A 17,140-nucleotide genomic window follows, 5' to 3' on the forward strand; every position below is an offset into this window, starting at 1 on the left:
TGTTATTGAACACTTTTCGGTTTCAAGGTTTGAAAGCTTTGCCCTGTTGGGGGTTGGCGCTTTTCAGGGCTGCCAGCTCGCTCTCGGGCGCTTTTCAACCCGCCCACCTGTCTGACTAGCTGAGAGCGGCAGCCACCCGGTCGAAATAGCTAGCAGCTTCTGCAGCCAAGGAGGAGCAATCACCAGCCGGGGTTTCAATCTTGCGCTTGCTTGCGGTGTTGTTGATGAAAGCAACTGAGGCGGCTTTCATGATGGCAACGGCGCGCGCAGAAGAGGAGAGGGGAACGCCCAGGGCGATGTAGGTTTCCTTCAGCCCGTTCAAGCAGCGATCTTCGAGCACGGAAGCATCGCCAGCCAGCAGTGCGTAAGCGACGTAGCGCAGGATGATTTCGCCATCGCGCAGGCAGGCAGCCATGCGGCGGTTGGGGTAGCAATTGCCACCGGCTTGAATCAAGCCTTGGTTTTCGCAGATCATGCCAGAAACGGCGTCGGAGACGATACAGCTGGTGTTGCTGGAGATGGCGTTCACTGCATCCAGGCGCTTGTTACCTTCTGCAATGAAGGTTCTCAGGCTTTGCAAATCGGCACCGCCAACGTAAGCTGTCTTGGAATCAGCTCCTACGACAATTCTGGAAAAAGCGTCAAGCATTCAGTTTTCCTTCCCAATTTACAGTTGTTCTGCTTTGGCAGGCCAGTTTCACCTGCCACTATCGAACATAAGCGATGGCGAACGGCACCGTCTCATTTCTGAGAAACAAAGTAACAATCTTTAACATTTGCCCGGTTCCGGGGGTGGGGGGTGGGGGGGGTTGAGGGCCTCAAAAGGGCGCTGCCGGTGGAATTTATCCGCCTTCCCGCAGCCCTCAACCCCTTCAGGAAGCCCCAAGAGCCCCTCTGTCGCCCTCGCCTCTCGCCTTGCAGGGGCAGGTTTTTCGTTGGCTTGGGGGGTGAATCAAGCCGGACTGCATGTCTGTAAGCTCTCTCCCGCTCCCGGAACGCCCCCGCTCCCCTGCCTGAAAACAGGCCAGATCTAAAAAACCCACCCCCTCTTGCCGCCTCTCACCCCCCAACCCCTACCCGAAAGCGGGCCTTGTTTGATGAGTTCATTAAAGACTGAACGTTCAAAAGGTGCTAATCTAGATATAGATGTACATAAATGGCCATTTGAAGTGAGTCTGGACTCTGAGCGCCGGCAAATTGAGGTCAAGGGCTTTATCGAGGAGGTCGGTCTGCTGTTCGAGTTCACGGGCTTGCCGCGAATGGCAGGGCGCATCATGGGCTGGCTGCTGATTTGTGACCCGCCGCACCAGTCCACCGGCTCCCTGGCGGAGGTGCTGCAGGCGAGCAAAGGCTCTATCAGCACGATGACTCGGCTCCTGATTCAAGCCGGCATGGTGGAGCGTACCGGCATTCCCGGGGAGCGCCGCGACTATTTCCGCATCACGCTAGGCACCTGGTCGGTGCTGATCGGGCAGCGACAGGCACAGATTGCAGCGGTTCGCCAGCTGGCGGAACACGGGCTGGAGCTTCTGGCTGGGGAAGACTGCCACCGGCAGGCTCGCTTGCGAGAGATGCGGGACTTTCACGCTTTTTTTGAGCGGGAGCTGCCGGTGCTGATCGAGCGCTGGGAGCTGGAGCGCCCGGACAAAGAGGGGCGTCGTGTTGAGGGAGGCTAGCCAGCATTCAAGGTGTGGGGGCGCGGCAGGTGCCGGTCCCCACACCGGCTCGCTCGGGTTTGGGCGGGAGGGGTTAGCGGTAAAACCTGGCTTGTGGGGATAGCCGCCTCGTAAATTCTACCCCAGAGCGCTGAAAAATAAAATAGGGCAGCGTTTTCCAGCTCGCCGCACGCACAAGCTTTGGGCCAGACCGGCGCTCCGCGCGGGCGGCTTGAATTATACAAATCGTTACAATAAAAGTGAAGCCCAGCCAGTGCAAGGTCGCGGATTTCCGGAAAATAGCCCCGCAGTCTGATTGTGCAGTCTCAGTGCTGCAGCGTTTTAATCACCCCTAAGACACACTCTTATATTTAATGACTGATTTCAGGAACACGCCCATGCAACTGCACCGGCTACCAGAGGAAGAATCAGTAGAGAAGGACGGGCACCAGCCTGCTGAACTCGCCGCTGCGCCCCTCGAAGCGCCCCCGGCAGACACGCCGGCAGACACGCCGGCAGACACGCCGGCAGACACGCCCGCAGACACGCCCGCAGACAGCTGGCCCGGGCGGAAGCGCAAGTGGCCAGTGAAGCCTGTGGTGCTCGGAGCGATCGCTGCTGCGGTGCTCGGCACCGGCGTCACGGCTTACCAAATTCAGCGCTCCGCTCAGCCGAAGAAAGATATTATAGCAGAACTGACGGTGCCGGTGGCAGCGCAGGACCTGACAGTCAGGATACAGGCGAGCGGCAATGTCAGGCCGGTGCAGAGCGTCAACCTGTCGCCGAAAACCCAGGGGCGGATAGCGGAGCTGCTGGTGGAGCAAGGCGACACGGTACAGGCGGGGCAAATTGTGGCTCGCATGGAGAGTGACGAGCTTCAAGCCCAAGTGCAGCAAGCGAAAGCGGGTGTGGCCCAAGCGGAAGCCCGCCTGCAAAAGCTGGAGTCGGGGAGCCGAGCGGAGGAGGTGGCTCAAGGGCAAGCGCGCCTGGAAAAAGCCAAGGCGAATTTGGCCCAGTTGCAGGCCGGCAGCCGCCTCGAAGAGATTGGGGAAGCCTCTGCCGGTGTGGCGAGAGCGGAGGCGCAAGTCGCCGAGGCGCAGTCGCGGCTGGCGCTGGCGGAAAAGAATGTCAAGCGCAACCGGCAGCTGGCGGCGCAGGGGGCAATCGCGACTCAAGAGCTCGACCGAACCATAGATGAGGCTCGCAGGGCGAAAGCTGCCCTGGAACAAGCGCAAGCCGGTGTGGCAGAAGCGAAGCAGCGCCTGGAAAGGCTGCAAAATGGCAGCCGCCCTGAGGAAATTGCCGGGGCTCAAGCCGCTGTGGCAGAAGCGCAGAGCCAGCTCGACCAGACGCTCAATGGCAGCCGCCCTGAGGAAATTGCGGAGGCTCAAGCGGCTGTGGCGGAAGCCCGAGCGCGGCTGAAGCTGTCGGAAGTGCAGATGGAAGACACTGTGGTTCGCGCTCCTTTTCCCGGCACGATCGCCCAGCGATACGCTACGGTTGGGGCGTTTGTGACGCCCACGACTTCTGCTTCCAGTGCCGGTTCGGCTACCTCTACTTCAATCGTGGCGCTGGCTAGGGGTCTGGAAGTCCTGGCGAAGGTGCCGGAAGCTGACATCAGTCAGATTAAACCGGGGCAAAAGGTTGAGATTGTGGCGGACGCCTATCCGGATGAAGTTTTTAAAGGTCGCGTCCATTTGATTGCCCCTGAGGCGATAAAAGAGCGGGATGTGACGCTGTTTGAAGTGCGGGTGGATATCGAGAGCGGCTTGAACAAGCTACAGTCGGGGATGAATGTGGATTTGACGTTTTTGGGGAACGAGCTAAAGGATGCTTTGGTGGTTCCTACGGTGGCGATTGTGACTCAAAAGGGGCAAACCGGCATTTTGGTTCCGGGTGAGAAGAATAAGCCGGTTTTCCGCCCGGTGACGATTGGGCCGAGCATTGAAAATCAAACTCAGATTCTTCAGGGGGTTCAGGCCGGTGAGCGGGTGTTTGTGGGCCTTCCGGAGGGTCAAAAGTTGGAGGATATTGTGAAGGAGAAGAAGTAGGGGGCGTTATTGAACCGGCAAGACGCAGAGAGCGCCAAGAGAGGAGAAAAAAAGGGGTTTCTGAGCGATGGATTTTGCTGAAAGTGTGAGAATGTCGGTGCAGACGCTGGTGGCTAATAAGATGCGCAGCGGTTTGACGATGCTGGGGATTGTTATTGGCAATGCGTCTGTGATTGCGATGCTGGGGTTGGGTGAGGGGGCGCAGCGGTTTGTGGAGGCGCAGGTGAATTCTCTGGGGACTAATGTGCTGTTTGTCGCGCCGGGAAGTCCGAAGGCTCAAACTCGACCGGTTTTTAGGCAGGAAACGCTGGTGCTGGCAGATGCGGAGGCGATCTCGTCTCAGGTGCCTTCGGTGAGGGAGGTGGCTCCCCAGCTCACCGGTCAAGAACGGATCGCTTACCGCAACAAAAATTCCTCTCCTCTTTTGTTTGGGGTGACACCGGCATTTCTCTCGGTGCGGAAATTTGATGTGGGTCAGGGCCGGTTTATTTCGGATTTAGACCTGAAGCGCAATGAGCAGGTTATCGCTCTGGGAAAAGATTTGGCGAAGAAGCTTTTTGGGGAGGAAAATCCGATTGGAAAGTCGGTGCGGGTGAAAAATGTTTCACTGCAGGTGATTGGGGTGATGCAGCCTAAGGGCACGACTTTTGGGATGAATCTGGATGATACAGCTTTTGTGCCGCTGACGACGATGGCGAACCGGATTCTGGGGCGGACTTCTCCCTACGGAATGAAGGTCAGCTTTATTTCTGTTTCTGTGCGGGATGAAGCGAGCATGAAGGCGGCTGAGTTTCAGATTGCCAATCTGCTGCGGCTGCGCCACAAAATTACGGATGAGGATGATTTTACGGTTCGCAACCAGAAGGATTTGCAGAAGACGATGGGCGCTATCACCGGCGCTCTCACGGCGATGCTGGCTGCGATTGCGGCAATTTCTCTGCTGGTCGGGGGAATTGGTATTATGAATATTATGCTGGTGTCGGTGACTGAGCGCACGAAGGAAATCGGTCTGCGCAAGGCGATTGGGGCGTCGGAGCAAGATATTTTGATGCAGTTTATGATTGAGGCGGTGATTCTTTCGGTTGCCGGCGGGCTGATTGGCACCGGCATCGGTGTGGGGGGGGTGCTGCTGGCGGGGAAGCTGACAAATTTGGAGGCGGGCATATCGCCGGTGGCGATTGTGCTGGCGACGGGAGTTTCTGGGGGCATCGGTCTGTTTTTTGGGGTGGTGCCGGCGCGCCGGGCGGCTCAGCTCGATCCGATTGTGGCGCTGCGGAGTGCTTGATTGGGCATGGGGCGTGGGGGGCAACACTATTGCTAATATCCAGTCTCTTGAAATTGCGGCTATACAAACGAAGCCCGCCTGCGCGGGCTATAGAAGTAAGTAAGGTGGGTATGCGTAACCCACCTCACAAAAATAATCCTGCTCACCGAATAACGCACCCCACGGAAATAACGCCATCGAAGATGATGAGAAAAGGTGGAAACGTATGGATGTTTTAGAAAGTGTGAGAATGGCGGTGCAGACGCTGGTGGCAAATCGGATGCGCAGCGCTCTGACGATGCTGGGAATTATTATTGGGAATGCTTCTGTTATTGCTATGATTGGAGTGGGTGAGGGCGCGCAGCGGTTTGTCGCCGGCGAGTTGGAGGCTTTGGGACCAAATGTGCTGTTTGTGACGCCGGGGAGTGAGATGGCTGAGCGGTTGCCAGGTCCCCCACCGCAAACTCTGGTGCTGGCGGATGCGGAGGCGATCGCAGCTCAGGTCCCTTCGGTGACGGCTGTTGCGCCGGAACTCAACAGCAGTGAGATTGTGAGCTACCGCAATAAGAATTTTTCAGCGACGCTCACCGGCACGACGCCGGATTATTTGCCGGTGCGCAGTTTTGAGGTGGCTGAGGGGCGGTTTTTTACGGATTTGGATGTGCGGCGGAACAAGCTGGTTGTGGTTCTGGGTTCGGATACGGCAAAGGAACTTTTTGGGGGTGCGAATCCGATTGGAGAGCTGGTGCGCATTAAGGATGCTAGCTTTGAGGTGATTGGGGTGATGAAAGCCAAAGGGTCGTCTTTTGGCATGAATATGGATGAGACGGTTTTTCTGCCGGTGACGGCGATGGCTAACCGCATTGTGGGGCGGACTTCTCCCTATGGGATTTCTCTGACGATTATCTATGTGAATGCTCGGAATCAGGAAAGTATGGATGCGGCTCAGTTTCAGATTGAGAATTTGCTGCGGCTGCGCCACAAGATTGCGGACGAGAATGATTTTACGGTTCAGAATCAGAAGGATTTGCTGAAAACTACGGGGGCGGTGACGGGCGCTCTGACTGTGATGCTGGCAGCGGTGGCTAGCATCTCGCTTTTTGTTGGGGGAATTGGTATAATGAATATTATGCTGGTGTCGGTGACTGAGCGCACTCGCGAGATTGGCTTGCGGAAGGCTATCGGAGCGTCGGAGCGCGATATCCTATTTCAGTTTATCATTGAGTCGGTGATCCTGTCTGTCACCGGCGGTTTAGTTGGGGTTTTGACCGGCGGCGGCGGGGTGTTTCTGGTGGGGGCGCTGACGCCTTTGAAGGCGGGGGTGTCACCGGCTGCGGTGGCTCTGGCGACTGGGGTTTCTGGGGCGATCGGCCTGTTTTTTGGGGTGGTGCCGGCTCGCCGGGCTGCTAAACTTGACCCTATTGTTGCGTTGCGGAGTGAATAAGATGCAAAATAAAGTTAGCCCTGTATCTCCTGCTGTGATTTCGGGGCGGAAGCGGGCGATTGTTCAGCTGGAAAATGTTTTTAAGGTTTACGGGATGGGGGATATTGAGGTTCGCGCTCTCAATGGGGTGAGCCTGACGGTTGAGCAGGGGGAGTATTGCTCTATTATGGGGGCTTCAGGTTCGGGGAAGTCTACGGCGATGAATATTATTGGCTGTCTGGACCGGCCCACTTCTGGAAGGTATTTTCTGGATGGGGTGGATGTGGCGCGGATGCCTGAGGGGGAGCTGGCGAAGATTCGCAATGTTAAGCTGGGGTTTGTGTTCCAGCAATTTCACCTTTTGCCGCAGCTGACGGCTCTGGAAAATGTTATGCTTCCTATGGTATATGCGGGGGTTGCCAGTGGGGACCGCCGGCAGCGTGCGGCTGAGGCGCTGCGCCGAGTTGGGCTGCAAAATCGGATGAATAATAAGCCGAACCAGCTGTCGGGAGGGCAGCAGCAGCGGGTGGCTATTGCGCGGGCAATTGTGAATAAGCCGGTGCTGTTGCTGGCGGATGAGCCTACGGGGGCTTTGGATTCCCGAACGACTCAGGAGGTGATTGATATTTTCTCGGAGTTGAATGCCGGTGGGATTACGATTGTTATGGTGACGCACGAGCCGGATGTGGCTCGCTGCACTCGCCGGATTGTTTGGTTCCGGGATGGGCAGGTGATCCACTCTCATTTGACGCCTGATGAGTTGGGGCATGCTGTTTTTTGAGGGTTGATGTGGGGTGCGTTTCGGAGGGGGAACGCACCTCTATTGTAGCATTTTTTTGGGGTGATTGTTGAGAGCCTCCGGTTAGTGTTGATGTCCCCTGGCGAGTGTTGACACACCCGGGGTTGACACACTCCGGCGATTGCAAAGCCTGCGCGGGGTTAAGAGGAATGAGAAATGAGCGGAAATTTCACGCAGTTGTATGTCCATTTTGTTTGGGCGACCTGGGACAGATTGCCTCTGATTACGCCAGATATCCAGAAGCCGGTTTATCAGGCAATTGTTGGGCAGTGCAACCAGCTGAGATGCACGACAATCGCCATTGGCGGCATTGAGGAGCATGTACATCTATTAATCGGCTTCCCGCCCACTCTGGCAATATCTGATATAATAAAACAAATTAAGGGCAGTACGTCCCATTTGATTGCTCGCGAAATTAAACCCCGTGAGTTCTTTAAATGGCAGGGCAGCTATGGGGCTTTTACTGTGATCGAGGGTGCCATCGACTCAGTGGCTAACTACATCAGACACCAGGCAACCCATCACCGCGAAAAATCAATTATTCCTCTTTGGGAGCTAGCTCCTACCTAACCAGAGTAATTTCCATTTAGATCCCACCGGCAGACTTCGGGATTAGCCAGGTTCCTGGCGATTGAAAGAGACTGTTGGCGAATGCGTGAGGGGTTAGACCTACAGCTAGTTCCTAGGCGATTAGCCAGGTTCCTAGCGATTGGAAATCGCGGCTATACAAACGAAGCCCGCCTTCGCGGGCTAAGAGTAGAGCGAGGCTCTCAAAATTTGCCCGGGTTTTCCTCGGTTGATTCTCACCGGCATGTCTTGTAGCAACCCGCGCCGCCGGGTTTGGCTAGCCGTGATTTCTAAGATAATGTTGGCGTCGTCTTTCCTGGGAAAAGAACCGCGCAGACTGTGAGAGTCTCCTTCTACTCTTTAGCCCGCGAAGGCGGGCTTTGTCTGTATAGCCGCGATTTCCAATCGCCTGGGAATTAGCAAAAAGCCTAGCCCCTTACGCAGAGCGCCAACAGTATCTTTCCAATCGCCGGCATATCCCGCAATAAGCGATTTCATTCTCACCGGCATGTCTTGTAGCAACCCGCGCCGGCGGGTTTGGCTAGCCGTGATTTCTAAGATAATGTTGGCGTCGTCTTTCCTGGGAAAAGAACCGCGCAGACTGTGAGAGTCTCCTTCTACTCTTTAGCCCGCGAAGGCGGGCTTTGTCTGTATAGCCGCGATTTCCAATCGCCTGGGAATTAGCAAAAAGCCTAGCCCCTTACGCAGAGCGCCAACAGTATTTTTCCAATCGCCGGCATATCCCGCAATAAGCGATTTCATTCTCACCGGCATGTCTTGGATCACCCCGCGCCGGCGGGTGAAACTCTGATGAGCCGGTATTGATAAGATGGTGTTGGTGAATGCGTGAGGGGTTACAGGTTTTGCTAATTCCCCGGCGATTAGCCAGGTTCCTAGCGATTGGAAATCGCGGCTATACAAACGAAGCCCGCCTTCGCGGGCTAAGAGTAGAGCGAGACTCTCAAAATCTGCCTGGTTTTTCCTCGGTTGATTGCTTCCCACCGGCACTCTGCCGGCTGAATGAATTCCGCGCCGGTGTGCGCGGTGCGGGGGGGTTTTGTCGGGAGGGTGTCTCTTTTGAATTTGGGCTGTGGGGCGCAACCGGCGTGTATTGTTGGGGGGGGTGGGTTACGCTTCGCTAACCCACCCTACTGGGGCTTTTAAAAATCCAAAATCCAAAATCCAAAATCCAAAATCGGTACGATTTGTGGTAAGTTGAAGGGTGTATTCTATGTGTGGGGGTTTGTTTTGGATCGGGGTTCTTTAACTGTTGTTGGCACCGGCATTCAACTGGTGGGCCATCTGACTTTGGCGGCGCGGTCTTGGATTGAGGGCGCGGATAAGGTGCTGTTTGCTGTGGCTGACCCGCTGACGGCTAAGTGGCTGCAGTCTCTCAATCCTGCCGCTGAATCTTTGCCCTACGATACCGGCAATTTGCGGCGCAGGAAAACTTATGATGAAATGGTGGGGCGGATTTTGGTTGAGGTTCGCTCTGGGTTGAATGTCTGCGCGGTTTTTTACGGCCATCCGGGGGTGTTTGCTGACCCGGCTCACGAGGCGATTCGGCAGGCTCGTCGGGAGGGGTTTCGGGCGGAAATGCTGCCTGGAATTTCGGCGGAAGACTGTCTGTTTGCTGATTTGGGGGTTGACCCGGGACGCAATGGCTGTCAGAGTTTTGAAGCGACGGATTTCCTGATCCGCCGGCGCAAATTTGACCCGACTAGCGTTCTGATTTTGTGGCAGATTGGTTTCACCGGCAATTTGGGGTTTTTCAAGGAAAACGCCCACTTGCGGGGTTTGAAGGTGTTGGCGGAGGTTTTGCAAACCGATTACGGTCCTGAGCATGAGGTGACGGTTTACGAGGCGGCGGTTTACTATCCGGTGTGCTCGCCTACTATTGAGCGGATGCGCCTGTGCGAGTTGCCAAATGCTTCCGTGACGCCGGTTTCGACGCTTTATGTGCCGCCCAAAGCCCCTGCGCCGGTGGATGCGGAAATGATGGCCCGGTTGGGGATTTCTGTTGGGCCGGGGCGGGGCGGGAAAGATTAAGAAATGTGTAAAAATCTGTATGAACCTTGTGGGGGGTGAACAGGGTATGCTTTGATCGTAGTCATCAACAAGTTGTGCAAGTGGTGTGGGGTTCAGGATGTGCGGGACTCAAGCGCAAGAGGACACTCTAGCTGCCCTCAACCGGGCCATCGAACAGAATCCTCAGGACATTCGGGCCATTGCCCGCCGGGGGGAGATGTGCCGGCTGGCGGGGCGCTATGAGGACGCTCTGGCGGATTTCAGCCGGGCGATTGCGCTGCAGCCTGACTACGCCTGGGCCATCGCCCACCGGGGCGAGACTTACTACCTGCTGAAACGCTATCGGGAAGCGCTGGCTGATTTTAACCGAGCGGTGGAACTCCAGCCCACTTACGTTTGGGCGCTGGCCCACCGGGGCGCAAGCTACCATCGCCTGAATCGCTACGATGAGGCTCTGGCTGACTTTAATAAGGTTCTTGAGCTGAAGCGGGACTATGCTTGGGCTTTCTTCTATCGTGGCCAGCTTCACTGTCTGGTGAACCGCTATGAGGAAGCTTTGGCGGATTGCGACCGGGCGATTGCTCTTGACAAAACTATCATTCCCTCTTGGCCAGGTGAGCGCGGGCTGCTGCTGAGCTATCTGGGACGGTATGCTGAGGTGATTGAATGTTGCGAGCGAGGGTTGCAGGATAGCCCGGATGACTTTATTACCCTGTACACGCTTGCTGTGGTCAAGGCTCGCTGGAAAGGGTTGGGTGAGGCGCAAGCTGAAATCCAACAGACGCGAACTGCCTTACAAGCTGGAGTGAATGGGCCACAGCGTGCCGGTGCCCTTTATCGGCTTGGCGGTCTGGCGGCGCTTGAGGGACACTCTGAGGAGGCGCTGAACTATCTGAGTGAAGCAATCTCGCTAGAGAATGAGCCGCTTGAGTTAGCTCGGCGGGACTTGGCATGGCTTGACCTGCGTGCCGATAGGCGCTTTCAATCGTTAATCGCGACGGCCAGAGAGGAGTGAAGGCAGTCCATCTGCTTACAATTTAAAAAATTATGTGCGGGACGCTTATCCGCTCTGGAGTCCAGAAATTATTGGAATAGATAGGAGGGTACATTTACCAGATGACGTGCAAATCTGATGACAGTATTAAGACGCTTACTCACGAAGGCGAAACCTTCCTCCAAGTGGGGAACTACGACAAGGCTATAGATTGCTTTACCGCAGTCATCGAGAAAAAGCCTTCCGCTTGGGTCTACGCCCACCGGGGTGAAGCCTACCGCTTACAAGCGTCCTTTAACAATGCGCTCGATGACTTTGAGAAAGCTATAGAATTATCAGGAGGAGCCAATAGCAAGTACGCCTGGGCCTACGCTCACAAGGGTGAGACGCTCCGCGTGATGGGAGGGCCTAGCAAGAAGAAAGCTCTCACGGATTTCACTCGCGCTGTGGAAATAAACCCCAAGTACGCCTGGGCTTACGCCCACCGTGGTGGGAGCCATGACTTGTACAACCAAAGCGAACTGGAGCCAGCTCTGGAAGATTTTGACAAAGCCATCTTGCTGTATCCCAAATACGCCTGGGCCTTTGCCTTCCGGAGTGCCGTCTACTTGTTTTTGGGCGAGGGTGACAGAGCGTACTACGATCTGCTGCATGCTATATCGCTCGACAATACTATAGTTCGCGATCCGATAATCCGGCAACTTAAGGGATCTCTAAGGAATCGCATTGCAGAGAACAAGAACAATAGTAAAATTAAGACTCCCTTGCCAGATTGAGTTACAATTCTGCTGAGAGCCAACTGTGTGCTGGACGCAGAGTAAATGGCCCATTTTTCAGACTGTGCGCTCAAATTCTAAGAACTAGACCCATGAGGTGCATACCTTGAGCAAGTTATTCGATTTTTTGACCGATTTGACCACAAATCCCAGACAGCAAGAAGCATTCGCGAAGGCTCCTGACACCGTTATGGCTGCGGTAGGGCTATCGGAACTGGAGCGAGCTGCGCTAAAGAGCGGGAATTCCGCCCGCATTGCTGCCACCTTCACCAATCATATTATTCCTTCTGCTTTTTCACTTGTAGATCCTGCTCCTGATCCTTTCCCCGACCCAGACCCCCCGGACTCAGATGAGCCTGATTCAGATTCTCCAGATGGAGAAAACCGAGCGCTAGGACAGCAGTACGCATCAAAATAGGAACGGCTCGCAGGTAGAAAGTGACATTCCCCACAGATGAGCATTTATATACTTGCGCCGCTCTCATATTTTCAGAAAAAATAATTAGCTTGTATGCTGTCGCTTTTTAGCCACTGAAGCGCTTAAAAGCGAGATAGGTTAATAGCGGGAAAACCCTGCTGTAGCGGGGTTTTTTCGTAAGGAGCGATGGGACAAAAGGGTGCTGGATATCCCTGAAAGTTTGGCAGGGAAATTGCTAAAATATAATAGGCGGGTCACAAAAAAGGATAGCAAGTAAAAATGATAACGATTTCTGGCTGCCAGATAACCCAACAGCTGCACGAAAGCGCTTCCTCACTGGTGTTTCGGGCAATGAGGCCAACAGATGGCCAGCCGCTTGTCCTCAAAATGTTGAAACAAGCCTATCCCCCGCCCGAAATAGTGGCCCAGTTCAGACGGGAGTATGAAGTCACCCGCAGCTTGAACTTGGCGGGAGTGGTGGATGCCTACAGCTGGGAAAGCGACAGCAACCGTCCGGTGATGGTGCTGGAAGACTTCGGCGGAGAGTCCCTCGCTAAGCTCAATCTAGCTGGGAGCTTGACTTTAACCGGCTTTCTCCCCCTAGCGATTGAAATTGCCAGCATTTTAGGCCAAATTCATCAAAGATATATTATCCACAAAGATATCAACTCGTCCAACATCCTCTTCAACCCAGCAACCCAACAAGTCAAAGTCATTGACTTTGGCATTTCCACAGTGCTTTCGCGAGAAAACCCAACGTTTGGCAATCCCAATTTGCTGGAGGGAACACTGGCATATATCTCCCCAGAACAGACGGGACGGATGAACCGGGCGATCGATTACCGCACAGATTTTTACTCCCTGGGGGTAACATTCTACGAGTTGCTGACCGGCCAGTTGCCTTTTGCCACGGATGATGCCCTGGAATTAGTGCACTGCCACATTGCCAAAGTGCCGGCACCCCCGCACGACCTCAAACCCGACATTCCCCAGACGGTTTCAGAAATCGTGCTGAAACTGATGGCCAAAAATGCCGAAGACCGCTACCAGTCCGCGCGGGGGCTGGTTGCGGACTTAGAGGAATGCCTGCGACAGTGGCAGGCAAAAAATCAGATTGACCCCTTCCGACTCGGACGGCATGATATTTCCGACCGGTTCCAAATTCCGCAAAAGCTTTACGGACGGGAAAAGGAAGTCGCAACCCTGATGGCTGCGATTGAGCGAGTCAGTTCTGGGGCGAGCGAAATGATACTGGTTTCCGGCTATTCCGGCATCGGCAAGTCAGCCCTGGTGCAGGAAGTCTACAAACCCCTGACCAAGCAGCGCGGCTACTTCATCTCCGGAAAATTTGACCAATTTCAGCGCAATATTCCCTACGCATCGCTGATACAAGCATTTCGGTCGCTGGCGCAGCAACTGCTCACCGAAACAGAAGCCCAAATCGCCCGCTGGCGGGAGAAACTCCAGGCGGCTTTGGGAGCGAATGGACAGGTGATTGTAGAGGTCATCCCAGAAGTGGAGCTGATTATTGGCCCCCAACCTTCCGTCCCCGAACTGGGTGCCGCCGAAGCGCAAAATCGCTTTAACCTGGTGTTTCAAAACTTCATTAAAGTCTTTACCCAGCCGCAACATCCCCTGGTTGTTTTCTTGGACGATTTGCAGTGGGCGGATGGGGCTTCTCTGAAATTAATTCAGCTGCTGATGGCGGCGGCGGAACCCGGACTGTCCTTAATCGGGGCGTATCGCGACAACGAAGTCAGCGATGCGCACCCGCTGATGCTGGCAATTGAAGAGATAAAAAAAGCCGGCGCAACCGTCAATCAGATTTCACTTTTCCCCTTAGCCACACGGCACATCACCGAGTTGATTGCTGACCTGCTGCACTGCCAGCCAGCGCCGGCCCAACCGCTGGCAGAATTGGTGCGGGCCAAAACCGGCGGCAATCCCTTTTTCGTCACAGAGTTTCTCAAGTCCCTGTATGCCGAACAGCTGATTGCCTTTGACTATCAGCGGAACTCCTGGCAGTGGGATTTGCGGCAAATCCAAAGCCGGCAGATCACAGATAACGTCGTGGAACTGATGGCGGCCAAAGTGCAGAAGTTACCGCCAGAAACCCAAGCCGTGTTGAAGCTTGCCGCTTGTGCCGGCAACCAGTTCGACTTGGACCGGCTGGCGGTTGTGTCTGAAAAAGCGCCGCGAGAAACAGCCGCCGATTTGTGGCCGGCGATAGCAGAGGGTTTTGTTTTGCCCCTCTCCGACACCTACAAGTTGATGGAACTGGATGTGGAAGGTCTTTCCGATCAGGTGTCGGCGGAGTACAAGTTTGCCCACGACCGCATCCAGCAAGCGGTCTATTCCCTAATTCCGGAAGCGGACAAACAGGCGGTGCATCTGCGGGTGGGGCAGCTGCTGCTGCAGAATACGCCGGCAGAGGAGCTGGAGCTGAAAATATTTGATATCGTCAACCAGCTCAACCAAGGTCGGGCGTTAATCGGGGAGCAAACCGAGCGCGATGAGCTGGGCCGGTTAAATCTGCAGGCGGGGAAAAAAGCAAAAGCCTCGGCAGCCTATCAGTCGGCGTTGAGCTATTTGCAGCTCGGCATTGGACTGCTGGGCGAGAATAGCTGGCAGACCCAGTATGACCTGACCCTAGCACTCTATGAGGAAGCGGCAGAGGCTGCGTATCTCTGCGGCGACTTTGAGGAGATGGAGCGATTGGGAGCCCTCGTCTTGGAACGCGCTTTAACGCCGCTGGACAAAGTGGCAGTCTATGAAGCGAAGATCCTAGCCTATTCAGCACAAAGCAAACTGCTGCTATCACTGCAGACTGGCCTCGAATTTCTAAAGTTGTTGGATCTGATCTTTCCCGAAAAGCCAACTTTGGCAGATATTATGCAAGCCCTACAGGAAACACAGTCAGTTCTGGCAGGGAAAGAGCCACGAGACTTAATCGAGCTGCCGGCAATGACAGAGCGGGCAAAACTGGCAGCCATGCGGATTCTGACCAAGTTATGTCTGCCAGCCTTTGTTGCCATGAACGAACTGATACCATTGCTAATCGGCAAACAAGTAAATTTATCGGTCGAATATGGCAATGCCGCTGATTCTGCCTATGCGTATGCGATGTACGGTCTCATCCTCTGCGGTGGGGGAGACATTGATACTGGCTATCTATTCGGCCAACTTGCTTTACAGGTGTTAGAACGGTTGAATGCTAAAAAGCTCAAAGCCAGAACCTATTTTATGGTGAGCGCATTTGTAACACATTGGAAAGAACGCCTTAGGGATATAGTTCCCCTTTTTTTAGAGAGCTATCAAAGCGGATTGGCTGCCGGAGATTTAGAATTTGCCGCTAATGGATCGGCCACTTACTCTATTACTTCCTATTTAGCGGGTAAGGAGTTGAACGAACTGGAACGAGAAATGGCAAAATATGGAAAAGCCCTTGCCAAGCTCGGACAAGAAACTATTTTGCATTACCATTTAATCTACTGGCAGGCAGTCTTGAACTTGCTGGGTAGATCGGAAAATAGGTGCCGTTTAATGGGTGAAGTCTACCGAGATTACAAAATGCTGCCACTCCACATTGCAGCCAGGGATAGAGGCTCCCTTTTTAATCTTTATTTTAACAGTAAGATCCTCTTTTATCTGTTTCAAGAAGTAAGACAGGCTAGTGAATATCTAGAAATAGCAGAAGAGTATTTTATCCAGTTGGAGACATCTCTCTATGCTCCTCCATACAATTTGTATAATTCGCTGATTCGGCTGGCCGTATTTCCTGACGCCCCCGAATCCGAGCGAGAGCGCATCCTGGAGAAAGTCGCCGCCAACCAGGCGAAAATGGAAACCTGGGCCAAGCACGCCCCCATGAATTGCGCCCACAAATTCCACCTCGTGGAAGCGGAACGCGCCCGCGTGCTGGGCAACTATGCCGAAGCCCGAGAGCACTACGACTCGGCAATCGCCCTCGCGCAAGAAAACGAATACCTCAACGAAGAAGCCCTCGCCTGCGAACTGGCGGGCCGGTTTTATCTCGCCCGTGGCCAAAACCGCATCGCCCGCCACTATTTGCAAGACGCCCACTATGCCTACCAGCAGTGGGGTGCGGTGGCAAAAGTCAAGGACTTGGAGGAACGATATCCCCAGTTTCTCGCACCGGCATCCTCCGCAACCAAAAGCGCCACCATCTCCACCACCGGCAGCGGTTCCGGCGAAACCCTGGACTTAGCCACCGTCGTCAAAGCCTCGCAAGCGATAGCCGGTGAAATCGTCCTCGACAAATTGCTCGCCAAACTCATCAACCTCGTCCTGGAAAATGCCGGTGCTCAAAAAGGTTTCCTCATCCTTTCCGATAGCGGCAAACTCACCATTGAAGCTGCCCTTCACGCCGACAATCCCGCCGAAGTTCTGCAATCAATTCCCGCCCTTGACAGCGGACTTCTCCCCGCAGCCATCATCAATTATGTCGCCCGCACGCAGGAAAATGTCGTCTTAAACGACGCCAGCAGCGAGGGAATCTTCACCACAGACTCTTATATTACCGCAAACCAGCCCAAATCCGTCTTGTGCGCCCCTATCCTCAACCAAGGCAAACTCACCGGCATCCTCTACCTGGAGAATAACATCGCCAACGCCGCATTTACCGCCGACCGGCTGGAAGTGGTGAGAATCCTTTCCGCCCAAGCAGCCATCTCCATTGAAAACGCGCTCCTGTACCGAACCCTAGAGCAAAAAGTCATCGAGCGCACCGCCCAACTCGCCGCCGCCAACCAAGAAATCACCCTGCTCAACGAGCGCCTGAAAGCCGAGAACATGCGGATGGCGGCGGAACTGGAAATCACGCGCCGGTTGCAGCGGATGATTTTGCCCAAAGAGGAAGAACTGCATCAAATCCCGGAACTGGATATTGCCGGTTTCATGGAGCCCGCCGACGAAGTGGGCGGCGACTACTACGACGTGCTGCAAAGCCACGGGCGCGTTAAAATCGGCATCGGCGACGTAACCGGACACGGCTTAGAAAGCGGCGTGCTGATGATCATGGTGCAAACCGCAATCCGCACCCTGCTGGAAAATAGCGAAACCGACCCCAAAAAATTCCTTGACACCGTTAACCGGACGATTTATAATAATGTTACGCGGATGAATTCCGACAAAAACCTCAGCCT

The 17,140-nt window shown here is 54.6% G+C and carries 12 protein-coding genes; 11 read left to right on the forward strand and 1 reads right to left on the reverse strand.

Annotated features, from left to right (window positions below; all coding sequences use genetic code 11):
• Positions 1 to 115: 115 nt before the first annotated feature.
• Positions 116 to 649 carry a phycoerythrin subunit beta gene (gene cpeB, locus OSC10802_RS0121600; protein WP_017718850.1) on the reverse strand — a complete coding sequence of 178 codons (534 nt, stop codon included), beginning with the start codon at positions 647 to 649 and terminating at the stop codon, positions 116 to 118.
• A gap of 520 nt (positions 650 to 1,169) precedes the next feature.
• Between cpeB and OSC10802_RS0121605 the strand changes: the two genes are divergently transcribed.
• The 11 genes from OSC10802_RS0121605 to OSC10802_RS0121670 form a co-directional block, all read left to right on the forward strand.
• Positions 1,170 to 1,676, forward strand: coding sequence for a GbsR/MarR family transcriptional regulator (locus tag OSC10802_RS0121605; protein WP_017718851.1), 507 nt, complete (start codon positions 1,170 to 1,172; stop codon positions 1,674 to 1,676).
• Positions 1,677 to 2,029: 353 nt separating this feature from the next.
• Positions 2,030 to 3,706: an efflux RND transporter periplasmic adaptor subunit gene (locus OSC10802_RS0121615; protein ID WP_017718853.1), complete on the forward strand. Its 1,677-nt coding sequence runs from the start codon at positions 2,030 to 2,032 to the stop codon at positions 3,704 to 3,706.
• 67 nt (positions 3,707 to 3,773) lie between these two features.
• The gene (locus OSC10802_RS0121620; protein ID WP_017718854.1) at positions 3,774 to 4,991 is read left to right on the forward strand and encodes an ABC transporter permease; all 1,218 of its coding nucleotides are present in this window, start codon (positions 3,774 to 3,776) and stop codon (positions 4,989 to 4,991) included.
• Positions 4,992 to 5,196: 205 nt separating this feature from the next.
• Positions 5,197 to 6,414 carry an ABC transporter permease gene (locus OSC10802_RS0121625; RefSeq protein WP_017718855.1) on the forward strand — a complete coding sequence of 406 codons (1,218 nt, stop codon included), beginning with the start codon at positions 5,197 to 5,199 and terminating at the stop codon, positions 6,412 to 6,414.
• Between the two features lies 1 nt (position 6,415).
• Positions 6,416 to 7,174, forward strand: a complete 759-nt coding sequence (locus OSC10802_RS0121630) for an ABC transporter ATP-binding protein (RefSeq protein ID WP_017718856.1) — start codon at positions 6,416 to 6,418, stop codon at positions 7,172 to 7,174.
• 174 nt (positions 7,175 to 7,348) lie between these two features.
• Positions 7,349 to 7,762: an IS200/IS605 family transposase gene (gene tnpA, locus OSC10802_RS0121635; RefSeq protein ID WP_017718857.1), complete on the forward strand. Its 414-nt coding sequence runs from the start codon at positions 7,349 to 7,351 to the stop codon at positions 7,760 to 7,762.
• Between the two features lie 1,230 nt (positions 7,763 to 8,992).
• Positions 8,993 to 9,808 (forward strand): SAM-dependent methyltransferase, encoded by an 816-nt coding sequence (locus OSC10802_RS0121650; RefSeq protein WP_232731721.1) that lies wholly within the window; start codon positions 8,993 to 8,995, stop codon positions 9,806 to 9,808.
• A gap of 97 nt (positions 9,809 to 9,905) precedes the next feature.
• On the forward strand, positions 9,906 to 10,802 hold the full coding sequence (locus OSC10802_RS0121655) for a tetratricopeptide repeat protein (protein ID WP_017718861.1): 897 nt from the start codon (positions 9,906 to 9,908) through the stop codon (positions 10,800 to 10,802).
• Positions 10,803 to 10,903: 101 nt separating this feature from the next.
• The gene (locus OSC10802_RS41140; protein WP_017718862.1) at positions 10,904 to 11,557 is read left to right on the forward strand and encodes a tetratricopeptide repeat protein; all 654 of its coding nucleotides are present in this window, start codon (positions 10,904 to 10,906) and stop codon (positions 11,555 to 11,557) included.
• Between the two features lie 106 nt (positions 11,558 to 11,663).
• Entirely contained in the window at positions 11,664 to 11,975 is a 312-nt protein-coding gene (locus OSC10802_RS41145; protein WP_044171315.1) for a hypothetical protein, read from the forward strand.
• A 279-nt stretch (positions 11,976 to 12,254) separates the two neighbouring features.
• The coding region (locus OSC10802_RS0121670) for an AAA family ATPase (RefSeq protein ID WP_017718864.1) at positions 12,255 to 17,140 on the forward strand (4,886 nt) is incomplete at its 3' end.

The organism is Kamptonema formosum PCC 10802 (assembly GCF_000332335.1).
In the GTDB taxonomy this organism is placed as follows: domain Bacteria; phylum Cyanobacteriota; class Cyanobacteriia; order Cyanobacteriales; family Oscillatoriaceae; genus Oscillatoria.